The sequence below is a fragment of the Streptomyces sp. NBC_01471 genome, from assembly GCF_041438865.1.
Lineage (GTDB): Bacteria > Actinomycetota > Actinomycetes > Streptomycetales > Streptomycetaceae > Streptomyces.
In genome coordinates this window covers 6229569-6241879 of sequence record NZ_CP109450.1, presented here as the reverse complement: position 1 = coordinate 6241879, position 12311 = coordinate 6229569, and the positions used below count along the sequence as shown (strand labels likewise).

9 protein-coding genes and 1 tRNA gene are annotated in these 12311 nt (G+C 70.1%); 3 read left to right on the top strand and 7 right to left on the bottom strand.

The genetic code is table 11. The features are described from left to right. Nucleotides 1-23 precede the first annotated feature (23 nt). The 4 genes from OG285_RS27890 to polA all read right to left on the bottom strand — a co-directional run bounded on the left by OG285_RS27890 (nucleotide 24) and on the right by polA (nucleotide 5685). Nucleotides 24-1022, bottom strand: a complete 999-nt coding sequence (locus tag OG285_RS27890; protein WP_371792555.1) for a DUF3068 domain-containing protein — start codon at nucleotides 1020-1022, stop codon at nucleotides 24-26. Between the two features lie 27 nt (nucleotides 1023-1049). Next, nucleotides 1050-1190, bottom strand: a complete 141-nt coding sequence (locus OG285_RS27885; protein WP_371792554.1) for an SPW_0924 family protein — start codon at nucleotides 1188-1190, stop codon at nucleotides 1050-1052. Nucleotides 1191-1428: 238 nt separating this feature from the next. After that, entirely contained in the window at nucleotides 1429-2676 is a 1248-nt protein-coding gene (locus tag OG285_RS27880; RefSeq protein WP_371792553.1) for a lytic murein transglycosylase, read from the bottom strand. A 297-nt stretch (nucleotides 2677-2973) separates the two neighbouring features. Further along, nucleotides 2974-5685, bottom strand: coding sequence for a DNA polymerase I (gene polA / locus OG285_RS27875; protein ID WP_356824781.1), 2712 nt, complete (start codon nucleotides 5683-5685; stop codon nucleotides 2974-2976). Between the two features lie 124 nt (nucleotides 5686-5809). Between polA and OG285_RS27870 the strand changes: the two genes are divergently transcribed. Further along, entirely contained in the window at nucleotides 5810-8089 is a 2280-nt protein-coding gene (locus OG285_RS27870; protein ID WP_371792552.1) for an FdhF/YdeP family oxidoreductase, read from the top strand. Nucleotides 8090-8170: 81 nt separating this feature from the next. Next, nucleotides 8171-8644 carry a hotdog fold thioesterase gene (locus tag OG285_RS27865; protein WP_356824785.1) on the top strand — a complete coding sequence of 158 codons (474 nt, stop codon included), beginning with the start codon at nucleotides 8171-8173 and terminating at the stop codon, nucleotides 8642-8644. Between the two features lie 115 nt (nucleotides 8645-8759). Here the strand turns inward: OG285_RS27865 and OG285_RS27860 are convergent, their stop codons facing one another. Next, nucleotides 8760-9413 carry a response regulator gene (locus tag OG285_RS27860; protein ID WP_356824787.1) on the bottom strand — a complete coding sequence of 218 codons (654 nt, stop codon included), beginning with the start codon at nucleotides 9411-9413 and terminating at the stop codon, nucleotides 8760-8762. A gap of 101 nt (nucleotides 9414-9514) precedes the next feature. On the opposite strand from OG285_RS27860, the gene OG285_RS27855 reads away from it, so the two are divergent. Further along, nucleotides 9515-9587, top strand: a tRNA-Leu gene (locus tag OG285_RS27855). 326 nt (nucleotides 9588-9913) lie between these two features. Here OG285_RS27855 and pyk read toward each other — a convergent pair. Further along, a complete protein-coding gene (gene pyk, locus OG285_RS27850; protein WP_356824789.1) occupies nucleotides 9914-11350 on the bottom strand; it encodes a pyruvate kinase in 1437 nt (478 codons plus the stop codon). Nucleotides 11351-11596: 246 nt separating this feature from the next. Further along, a complete protein-coding gene (locus OG285_RS27845) occupies nucleotides 11597-12310 on the bottom strand; it encodes an SIMPL domain-containing protein (RefSeq protein WP_356824792.1) in 714 nt (237 codons plus the stop codon). Between the last annotated feature and the right edge of the window lies 1 nt (nucleotide 12311).

The window sequence follows — 12311 nt, the reverse complement described above, 5'->3', positions numbered from 1 at the left end:
CGGCCGGGTGTCTGTTACGGATGTCAGGCGATGACCGGTTCGGGGTCGGGCAGCCGGGCGTCCGGCCGGTCGGGCTCCCCCGGCCGACGGCTGCGCGCCTCCAGCCAGAGGGCGAGGGCGAGCAGGCAGCTGCCGAGGCCCAGGAAGCCCCAGGGCAGATACGAGGTGAGCAGCAGCACGAGCAGCCGGTTCGACTTGACCAGGTTGACCGTGTAATTGACGTAGTCCGGGCGCATCTTCACGTCCCCGGCGAACGCGGTGACCTTCGCCCGGCCGCCCAGCAGGGTGCCGCCGCGCAGCTCCTCCTTGTGGATCTCCTCGCCGTTGACGGGGGCGCCGGTGACGGGGTCGACCCAGAACATCCGCTTGGTGGAGTACCAGCGTGTGGTGCCGGTCTTCGCGACGGATTCCGGGGTGATGCCCTTGACCGGCATCTTCGTGGGCAGCGACACCTTGGTCCAGGGGATGGTCTGCTCGAAGTAGTAGACGTCGAGGCCGTGGAACTTCACCGTGCCCCGGTAGTGGATCGGGGACGAGGTCCGGGTCTGCGCGTCGAAGTACTCGTAGTCGCGCTTCTGGGTGAGGAAGGGCCACTTGAACTCGATGCCCTCCCGGCTGACCGGGGTGCCGTCGACCATCTCGCCGGTCGCGTGGACCGGTGCCTGGGTGTGCGCGTCGAAGATGTAGCGCTCGGGGATCTCGGACACCATCTTGCCGTCGGGTCCGGCGACATAGGACAGCGAGTCCCAGACGACGACGTCGCGCCCCGCGCTCTGCTCGATGCGGTTGGATTCGGCCACGTTGCCCCGGAGTGTCTGCACGATGGTCACCTGAGGGACCTTCTTGGCCTGCATGGTGCCGTAGTCGAGGAGGGTCGCGGGCTTCGCCTGGAGGACTTCCTCCTGGTACTGGTTGGCCGGGATCTTCGCCAGCCGGGGGAAGGCGTACCAGCGCAGCAGCGGGGACATGGCGGCGCAGAAGACCGCGAAGGCGAGCAGCACCAGACTGGCTTTACGGCGCATGGCCGTCCTCCTACTGGGTCTTGGGGCCTACTGGCTCTTGGGGCCGGGGACGGTGGTGAGCAGCGGTTTGGGTGAGGTCTTGCCGGTGGGTGAGCCGACCGCCGCGATGGTGAGGACGAGGGCGAAGGCCACGGCCAGCCCGATGGCTGCGGCGATGAGGGCGCGCATGCACGGCCTCCTATGGGATCTGATGCATCGTCAGGGATGGGGCACCGTAGCAACGCGGCGGCGAGATGAGAACACGTTGCACGGACCTGATGCCCGCGCCGGATCCGGGCGGGCACGACTGAGCCCGGCCGCACACCGCTTTCGGTGTGCGGCCGGGCTCAGTGGCTCGGCCGGACGGACCTGCGCCCCGCCGGGGCGGACGGCTCGCACCGTCCGGCGACGGGTGGGCGCCGCTTCGTCAGCCGGTGGCGCAGGGCGACGGGCTGCTCTGGGTGGGCGACGGCGAGGGCGAACCGCTCGCGCTGCCGGACGGGGACGGGGTGGGCGACGGGGACGGCTTTCCCGAACCCGAGGGGGACGGTGACGGGCTCGGGCTCGCGCTGTCCGACGGCGAGGGGGTCGGGCAGCCGGAGCCGCTCGGCGAGGGTGACGGCGAACCGCTCGGGCTGCCCGAAGGGCTCGGGGAGGGCGAGGGCTTTCCGCTCTTGCTGGGGCTCGGCACCGGGGAGATCGTCCCGGTGCCGGACTTCGTCGGCCTGGGGCTGGGCCTGGCCACCGTGGACGGGAACGGGGACGGCGTCGAGCCGTGCCGGGGCGAATTGCCGCCGTGAGCGGGGGTGTTGACGATTCCGCCGCTGTGTTCCTGGCCGCCGAAGCCCTGGCCGTCGGGTCCGGTACCGGCGGGCAGCACACCCGTGCCGTCCGGGACGTCGTGGGTGCCCTTCTTGTAGAACTCGAACCAGGACAGGACCGTGCTCAGATACTCCTGCGAGTGGTTGTAGCCCAGGATCGCCTGGTCGAGATCGTGCTGCACGGCGACATCGCGTTCGTCGGCGCAGAGATAGCGGCCGGTGGCGAGCGACGCGTCGAAGACGTTGTTGGGGTCCTTCTTGCCGTCGCCGTTTCCGTCCTGTCCCCAGGTGGCCCAGGTGGAGGGGATGAACTGCATCGGGCCGACCGCGCGGTCGTGTGTCGCGTCGCCGTCGTACTGCCCGTTGTCGGTGTCGGAGATGTTGGCGAAGCCCGCGCCGTTGAGCACGGGGCCCAGGATGGGGCTGAGCGTGGTGCCCTCGGTGTCCACCCGTCCGCCGCGCGCCTGACCAGACTCGACCTTGCCGATCGCCGCGAGCAGTTGCCACGGCAGATGGCAGCCGGGGTCGGTACCCGCGACGGTCTGCTCCGCCTTCCGGTAGGCGGCGAGCACCGAGGCCGGTATGCCCGACGCCGCCGATCCGGCCGGAGTGGTGACGGGAGTCGCCGGCTTGGCGGGGGTGTTCAGCGGGGGGAGGTCGGTGAAGTACGGGGAGTCGCCGCTCACCGGGGTACCGGCCGGGGGCGCCGCGTCAGCGGCCTGCCGGCTGTTCTCCGGGGACTGGCTGCCCATGGCGTCCGGCGCCTGCGAAGCGGTCATCGCCGCCACCGCGAGCGCGGCCACCGTGGTCGCCGTCGCCCCCTTGCGCAACCGGCTGCTGAAGTGCGGTGCCATGGATGTAGTCCCTCCCCGTCGGCTGATCGCGCTCCCCAGCGCGAGACTCCGGTGACACTACGACAACTACCGCCCCCGCAACACCGGTCGCTGACCGTTTTTCACCGATTCTTCAGCTCTGGTCCGTCCGGCGTCTCTCTGGGGCGGTGCACGGGCCGGAGCCCCGTCGGGACACCGCAGGAGCCCGGCGGAGTCCGGCGCCGTTCGGCGGAATCCGGTGCCGCCCGCTGCCGCCCCGAGCCAGCGCCCCCGGCACCCCCCGGGCCACCCTCCCGGGGCGGTGCCTGTCCCCACACCTCAGTGCGCGGCGGACTCCCAGTCCGCGCCGACGCCGACCGACACATCGAGCGGTGCGCGCAGCTCCGCCGCGGCCGCCATCTCCCTGCGGAGGATCTCCTCCACCTGCTTGCGCTCGCCTGAGGCGATCTCCAGCACGATTTCGTCGTGGACCTGGAGCAGCATCCGCGAGGCCAGCCCGGCCTCGGTCAGTGCCCGGTCCACCTTCAGCATCGCGACCTTGACGATGTCCGCGGCGGTGCCCTGGATGGGCGCGTTGAGCGCCATCCGCTCAGCCATCTCCCTGCGCTGACGGTTGTCGCTGTTGAGATCGGGCAGATAGCGGCGGCGGCCCAGCATCGTCTGGGTGTACCCGGTGGCGCGGGCCTCCTCGACGACGCGCTGCAGATAGTCCCGCACCCCGCCGAACCGCTCGAAGAAGGTGTCCATCAATCCGCGCGCCTCGCCGGCCTCGATGTTCAGCTGCTGGGAGAGTCCGAACGCCGAGAGCCCGTAGGCGAGTCCGTACGACATCGCCTTGATCTTGCGCCGCATCTCCGGGTCGACGGCGGACTTCTCCACCCCGAACACCTGGGAGGCGACCGTGGTGTGCAGATCCTCGCCCGAGGTGAACGCCTCGATCAGCCCGGCGTCCTCCGACAGGTGCGCCATCACCCGCAGTTCGATCTGGCTGTAGTCGGCGGTCATCAGGGATTCGTACCCCTCGCCGACGACGAAGCCCCTGCGGATGGCCCGGCCCTCGTCCGTACGCACCGGGATGTTCTGCAGGTTCGGGTCGGTGGACGACAGCCGCCCGGTCGCCGCCACCGTCTGGTTGAAGGTGGTGTGGATCCGGCCGTCCGCCGCCACCATCTTGATCAGGCCCTCGACGGTCACCCGCAGCTTGGCCTGCTCCCGGTGGCGCAGCATGATCACCGGCAGGTCGTGCTCGGTCTGCGCGGCCAGCCAGGCCAGTGCGTCCGCGTCCGTCGTGTACCCGGTCTTGGTCTTCTTCGTCTTGGGCAGACCCAGCTCGGTGAAGAAAACCTCCTGAAGCTGCTTGGGCGAGCCGAGGTTGAACTCGTGGCCGACCGCCGCGTGCGCCTCCTTCACCGCCTGCTGCACCGCGCCGGCGAACTGCTGCTCCATCCCCTCCAGATGGGCGCGGTCGGCGGCGATGCCGTGCCGTTCCAGCCGGGCCAGCAGGATCGACGTCGGCAGCTCCACGTCGTGCAGCAGCCCGGCGGCGCCGACTTCCTCCAGCCGCTCGCCGAACGCGTCGCCGAGGTCGAGCACGGCGCGGGCCTGGGTCATCAGGGACTCGGCCTCGGCCTGCTCGTCCGTACCGAAGGCGAGCTGGCCGTCGGCCGAGGCAGCCGGGGCGAGCTCCCGGCCCAGATACTCCACGGCCAGGGGCTCCAGTGCGAAGGAACGCCGACCCGGCTTCACCAGATAGGCGGCGAGCGCGGTGTCCATCGCGACGCCCTCGACGCTCCACCCGTGCTCGGGGAAGACCCGCATCGCGTTCTTCGCGTTGTGCATGACCTTGGGGCTCTCCGGGTCCGCGATCCAGGCGGCGAAGGCCTGCTCGTCGGCCTCGTCCAGCTGGGTCGTGTCGAACCAGGCGGCAGGCCCCTCCGCCGCGGCGAGCGCGATCTCGCGGACACTGCCGGTGCCCAGCGCCCAGCTCTCGACGGTGGCCATGCCCAGCGGCTGCCCGCCGTGCTCGGCCAGCCAGGGTGCCAGCTCCCCGGAAGCCAGCACGGAGCCGTCCAGCTCCACTCCGGCGGCCGGGGCCTGCGGGGCTTCGTCCGCCGCGCCCGGGTCGACGGCCAGCAACCGCTCGCGCAGGCTCGGGTTCCGGATCTCCAGCACATCCAGCACGTGCGCGAACGCCTCCCGGTCGTACGCGGCGCGCTCCAGGTCCGCCGGGCCCTTCGGCAGCTCGACGTCACGGACCATCTCGGTGAGCCGGCGGTTGAGCCGCACCGACTCCAGGTGGTCGCGGAAATTCTGCCCGGCCTTGCCCTTGACCTCGTCGGCGCGCTCCACCAGCTCGGCGAACGAACCGAACTGGTTGATCCACTTCGCGGCCGTCTTCTCGCCGACCCCGGGGATGCCCGGAAGGTTGTCCGACGGGTCGCCGCGAAGCGCCGCGAAGTCCGGGTACTGCTGCGGGGTCAGCCCGTACTTCTCCTCGACCTTCTCGGGTGTGAAGCGGGTCAGCTCCGAGACGCCCTTGGTCGGGTACAGCACGGTGACGTGGTCGGAGATCAGCTGGAACGAGTCCCGGTCACCCGTGACGATCAGCACCTCGAAACCGTCCGCCTCGGCCTGGGTGGCCAGCGTCGCGATGACGTCGTCCGCCTCGAAGCCCTCGATCGCGAAGCGGTCCACCCGCATCGTGTCCAGCACCTCGCCGATCAGCTCGACCTGGCCCTTGAACTCGTCCGGCGTCTTCGAACGGTTCGCCTTGTACTCGGGGAACTCCTCCGCACGCCAGGTCTTGCGGGAGACGTCGAAGGCCACCGCGAAGTGGGTGGGCGCCTCATCACGCAACGTGTTCGCCAGCATCGACGCGAAGCCGTAGACGGCATTCGTCGTCTGACCGCTCGCGGTCGTGAAATTCTCCGCGGGCAGCGCGAAGAACGCCCGGTACGCCAGAGAGTGCCCGTCCATGAGGAGCAGGCGGGGGCGGGTGTCTGCGGTCTGCTTCGATGCTGTCTTTGCCACGGGTCCGATCCTGCCACGGAGCACTGACAATCCAGACCTCCGGACACCTCACCGGGGAGGCTGTCAGTGGCGCGTGACAGGATCGGAGCTGTACGTCGGATCCGCCCGCTCGAAGGAGAGCGCCATGGCTGCCAAGCCGCCCGCAGGTGACCCGGTCCAGGACGCGCCGCAGGTCGCGGCCCCCAAGCACGCCGCCGCCGGGCTGCCCGCCATCGGCCACACGCTGCAGATGGCACAGCAGCAGATGGGCGTCGTGCGGACCGCGCGGACCCTGCTCAAGGTCAATCAGAAAGACGGCTTCGACTGCCCCGGCTGCGCCTGGCCGGAGGGCGACAAGCGGCACACCGCGGAATTCTGCGAGAACGGCGCCAAGGCCGTCGCCGAGGAGGCGACGCTGCGCCGGGTCACGCCCGCCTTCTTCGCCGCCCACCCCGTGGCCGATCTCGCCTCGCGCAGCGGCTACTGGCTGGGACAGCAGGGCCGGATCACCGAGCCGATGCTCCTGCCCGAGGGCGGCGACCGGTACGAGCCGGTCAGCTGGGAGCGCGCCTTCGAGATCATCGCCGAGGAGCTGCGCGCGCTGGACTCCCCCGACGAGGCGCTCTTCTACACCTCGGGCCGCACCAGCAACGAAGCAGCGTTCCTGCTCCAGCTCTTCGCCCGCGCCTACGGCACCAACAACCTGCCCGACTGCTCCAACATGTGCCACGAGTCCTCCGGCTCGGCGCTCTCGGAGACGATCGGCGTCGGCAAGGGCAGCGTCTCCCTCGACGACATGCACCAGGCGGACCTGATCATCGTCGCCGGGCAGAACCCGGGCACCAACCATCCGCGCATGCTCTCCGCGCTGGAGAAGGCCAAGACCGCGGGCGCGAAGATCATCTCGGTGAACCCGCTGCCCGAGGCGGGCCTGGAGCGCTTCAAGAACCCGCAGACCCCGCAGGGCATGATCAGGGGAGCGGCACTCACCGACCTCTTCCTGCAGATCCGTATCGGCGGCGACCAGGCGCTCTTCCGCCTCCTGAACAAACTGATCATCGAGACCGAGGGCGCGACCGACGAGCTCTTCGTACGCGAACACACCCATGGGTACGAGGAGTTCGCGGCCACCGCACGCGCCGCCGACTGGGACGCGACACTCACCGCCACCGGCCTCTCCCGTACGGACATCGAGCAGGCCCTCGCGCTGATCCTCGCCTCCAAGCGGACCATCGTCTGCTGGGCCATGGGCCTCACCCAGCACAAGCACGCGGTGCCCACCATCCGCGAAGTCGTCAACTTCCTGCTGCTGCGCGGGAACATCGGCCGCCCCGGCGCCGGTGTCTGCCCCGTCCGCGGGCACTCCAACGTCCAGGGCGACCGCACCATGGGCATCTTCGAGCGGCCCGCTCCCGCCTTCCTCGACGCCCTGGACAAGGAATTCGGGATCACCTCGCCCCGCCACCACGGCTTCGACGTCGTCCGCGCCATCGAGGCGCTGCGCGACGGCAAGGCGAAGGTCTTCTTCGCCATGGGCGGCAACTTCGTCGGCGCGACACCGGACACCGATGTGACCGAGGCGGCCATGCGGCGGGCCTCCCTCACCGTGCAGGTGTCGACCAAACTGAACCGCTCGCACACCGTCACCGGCACCCGCGCCCTGATCCTCCCCACCCTGGGGCGCACCGACAAGGACGTCCAGGCGAGCGGAAAGCAGTTCGTGACGGTCGAGGACTCCATGGGGCTGGTCCACGCCTCCCGGGGCAACCTCACCCCCGCGGGCCCGCGGCTCCTCTCCGAGCCGGCCATCGTCGCCCGGATGGCACGGGCGGTCCTCGGCGCCGGATCCGCCATCGGCTGGGAGGAGTTCGAGAAGGACTACGCCACGATCCGGGACCGGATCTCGCGCGTCGTGCCGGGATTCGAGGACTTCAACACCCGCATCGCCGCACCCGGCGGCTTCTCCCTCCCGCACGCCCCGCGTGACGAGCGCCGCTTCCCCACGGCCACCGGCAAGGCGAACTTCACCGCCGCGCCCGTCGAGTACCCGGAGCTCCCCGAGGGCCGGCTGCTGCTGCAGACCATGCGCTCGCACGACCAGTACAACACCACGATCTACGGCCTCGACGACCGCTACCGCGGCATCAAGGGCGGCCGCCGCGTCGTCCTGGTCAACCCGGACGACGCCCGTGAGCTCGGCCTCGCCGAGGGCTCGTACACCGATCTGGTCAGCGAGTGGAAGGACGGCGTCGAGCGGCGCGCTCCCGGATTCCGGGTGGTGCACTACCCGACCGCCCGCGGCTGCGCCGCCGCGTACTACCCGGAGACGAACGTCCTGGTCCCGCTGGACGCTACCGCCGACGTCAGCAACACCCCCGTGAGCAAGTCCGTGGTGGTCCGTCTGGAACAATCCGGCCCGGCCTAAGCGTTCGCTCAAGCCACCGGGCGGCGGACCCTCCGGAGGTCCGCGGCCGGCAGCCGCCACGACGATCGGAGCCTGACCACCATGGGCGAGCAGACCACCGTGAAGTTCCCTCAAGAGGTCATCGACGAGTACGCCGTACTCGGCGTCGACCTGCCCGGGCTGTTCTCCGCCGGCCACCTCGGCGAGCGGATGGACGTGCGGATCATCGAGGCCGCCGCCGACCGCGTCGTCGGCACCATGCCGGTCGAGGGCAACACCCAGCCGTACGGCCTGCTGCACGGCGGCGCCTCCGCCGTACTCGCCGAGACCCTCGGCTCCATCGGCTCGATGCTGCACGGCGGCCCGTCCAAGCTCGCCGTCGGCGTCGACCTCAACTGCACCCATCACCGCGGCGCCCGCAGCGGACTGGTCACCGGAGTGGCCACCCCGGTCCACCGCGGCCGCTCCACCGCGACCTACGAGATCGTCATCACCGACGAACAGGACAAGCGGGTCTGCACGGCCCGGCTCACCTGCCTGCTGCGCGACGTCTCCCCCAACGGCTCCGCGGGCTGACCGGCCCGACCAGGAGGCGGGAGGCGCCGGGGACCCTGCCCGGCCGGGGTGGGGCGGGCCGGGGCGGGCCGTCCGGCTGTCCCCGTCGTACCTCGGGCCGGAACCCACCGCGGAGCTACTGCTCCTTGGCCGCCTTCTTCTCCTCGGCGTCCTCGATGACCGCCTCGGCGACCTGCTGCATCGACATCCGGCGGTCCATCGACGTCTTCTGGATCCACCGGAAAGCGGCGGGCTCGGTCAGTCCGTACTGCGTCTGCAGCACCGACTTGGCCCGGTCCACCAGCTTCCGCGTCTCCAGCCGCTGCGAGAGGTCCGCGACCTCCTGCTCCAGGGCCTTCAGCTCGGTGAAGCGGGACACGGCCATCTCGATGGCGGGCACCACGTCGCTCTTGGAGAACGGCTTCACCAGATACGCCATCGCTCCGGCGTCCCGGGCCCGCTCCACGAGGTCGCGCTGCGAGAACGCGGTCAGCATCAGTACCGGGGCGATGGACTCCTCGGTGATCTTCTCGGCGGCGGAGATCCCGTCCAGAACGGGCATCTTCACATCGAGGATCACCAGGTCGGGCCGGTGTTCCCGGGCCAGCTCGATGGCCCGCTGACCGTCACCGGCTTCGCCGACGACCGCGTAGCCCTCTTCTTCGAGCATCTCTTTGAGGTCGAGACGGATGAGGGCCTCGTCCTCGGCGATGACGACACGGGTCGTCAGCGGCGGGACGTGCGACTTGTCGTCGTCGGCGACGGGCTGGGGCGACTCGGGGGCGGTCACGGGGGGCTCCTCGTTATGGGGCAGGTGCAGCTCCCAAGAGCCTACCTAGCTGCGGTATGGTTGTGGCGCGGAGGGTCCTTACCTTCCTTCGTTTTGAAGGAGCCCCGGTAGCCCAGCGGTAGAGGCCATGGATTCAAAACCCATCCAGCGTCGGTTCGAATCCGACTCGGGGCACTTTCCCTTCGGTTCCAAGGTCTGTGACTGGTAACACGATCTTCAACCGTCCCGGTGAATGCTCCTTCGATGCCACCGCTCGCAGTAATGCCTCCCGTGACGCTCCGGGCACGGAGGAGCGCAGCCCTTCGATACGGGACGAAACGCCCGCTCTGCTCCGGCAGGGCGTGAACAACCGCGATGTGGCCGAACGAACAGGCGTGCAGGCATGCCGCGCGGGACAGTTGGCTGGTGGCGCCCGCATCGAAGCCATACGACATTTCGGTCGCCGAGCGCGCACCCGCCGCCCTCATGAACACCCCCCGTGCGCGCCACATTCCGATCTGCTACTTCGGGGAGTCGTCCTCTCCGACATGGTGGACGCGGACAAGATTGGTGGAGCCCGCGACGCCGGGCGGGGAGCCCGCGGTGATCACGACGATGTCGCCCTTCCGGCAGCGGCCCGCCTTCAGGAGCTGTTCGTCGACCTGGGCCACCATCTCGTCCGTGGAGTCCACGTGCGGTCCGAGATAGGTCTCGACACCCCAGCTCAGGGTGAGCTGGGCGCGGGTCGCCGGGTCCGGGGTGAAGGCCAGCAACGGGATCGGTGAGCGGTAGCGCGAGAGCCGCTTCGCGGTGTCGCCGGACTGGGTGAAGGCCACGAGCAGCTTCGCGCCGAGGAAGTCGCCCATCTCGGCGGCGGCACGGGCGACGGCGCCGCCCTGGGTGCGGGGCTTGTTGCGGTCGCTCAGCGGGGGCAGGCCCAGGGCGAGGATGTCCTCCTCGGCGGCCTCGACGATGCGGCCCATCGTCCGCACCGTCTCCACCGGGTACTTGCCGACGCTGGTCTCGCCGGAGAGCATCACGGCGTCGGTGCCGTCGATGACCGCGTTGGCGACGTCCGATGCCTCGGCTCGGGTGGGCCGGGAGTTGTCGATCATCGAGTCGAGCATCTGGGTCGCGACGATGACGGGCTTGGCGTTGCGCTTGGCCAGCTTCACGGCGCGTTTCTGGACGATGGGCACCTGTTCGAGCGGCATCTCGACGCCGAGGTCGCCGCGGGCGACCATGATGCCGTCGAAGGCCGCGACGATCCCGTCGATGTTCTCCACGGCCTGCGGCTTCTCGATCTTGGCGATGACGGGGAGCCTGCGCCCCTCCTCCGCCATGATCCGGTGGACCTCGTCGACGTCCCGGCCGCTGCGCACGAAGGAGAGCGCGATGATGTCGGCACCGGTCCGCAGCGCCCAGCGAAGGTCCTCGGCGTCCTTCTCGGACATCGCGGGGACCGACACCGCGACACCGGGGAGGTTGAGCCCCTTGTGGTCGGAGACCATGCCGCCCTCCACCACCATGGTGTGGACGCGGGGGCCCTCGACCGAGGTGACTTCGAGGGCCACCTTGCCGTCGTCGACGAGGATGCGCTCGCCGGTGGTCACGTCCCCGGCGAGGCCGTCGTAGGTGGTGCCGCAGCTGCTCCGGTCGCCCCGGGCGCCGGGAGCGACGGTGATGGTGAACTCGTCACCGCGTTCAAGGAGTACGGGGCCCTCGGCGAAGCGGCCCAGGCGAATCTTCGGACCTTGAAGATCCGCGAGGATACCGACACTGCGCCCGGTCTCCTCGGCCGCCTTGCGTACCCGGTGGAAACGCTGCTCGTGCTCGGCGTAGCTGCCGTGACTGAGATTGAATCGGGCCATGTCCATTCCGGCCTCGACCAGTGCCTTGATCTGGTCGTACGAGTCGGTCGCGGGGCCCAGGGTACAAACGATCTTTGCTCGGCGCATGGTTCGAGCGTATGCCTTACCGATGGGTAAGTGATGGGTCACACATGACTACTCAACCACCTTTCCTTGAAAGGCTATTGACAACTGTTGAATTGTGCGCGGGTGCGCTCTGATGAGCAATTCCGATGCCCCGGACGCGGAATGAGGGAAACCCCGGGAGCATCAGGGCCGAGCTGTCAGGGGCGGGCTGTCAGGGGCGAGCCGGCAGGTGCGTACCGGCAGGGACAAGCCTCCCGGCACGCGGCCTCAGAGCGCGGGCGGTGACATGGTGAAACGGGCGTTCACCTGTGCGTAAACGGTCTGGCGCTGGGGTTCGAGGTCGATGACGGGCGCATCGTCCGACGCACCGGGCGCCGCCCCCGGCGAACCGAACATGCGGCTGCCGGCGAACCCTGGGGCGGGCGGCCGCGCGCCCTCCGCGCCGGGGTCGGAGAGCTCGACGAGGGCGGACAGCTCGGCGCCGAGCGCCTCGGCGTACTCACGGGCGCGGGTCACGGCGTCCCGCACGGCCTGCCGGCGGGCGTCGCGGTGTGCGGGCGATCCGGGGCGCAGCGCCCACCACGGCCCGTCGACGCGGGTCAGTTCCAGGTCGGCGAGGCGGGAGGTGAGCTCGCCGAGTGCGGTGAAGTCGTTCAGCACGACGGTGATCCGGACGTGGCCGAAGTAGGCGCGGACCTTCTCGCCCCGGCCGTGCTGGGCCAGTTCGGGGCTGACGGAGAGCGCGCCGCTCTCCAGCTTCTCGACGGCTCCGCCGTATCCCCTGGCGAGTTCGAGGATGGCGGTGTTGCGCCGGGTGAGGTCCTGGAGCGCCGCCCGCCGGTCCTTGCCGCGGGCGCTCGCTGTGACGGCGAGGGTGGCGGTCTCGGGCTCCACTTCGAGGGTCGCCTCGCCGCGGACGGCGACGCGGGGGGTGCCGGGGGTGCCGTAGGGGGCTGCGGGGTGCTGGACTTCGTCGGTCATG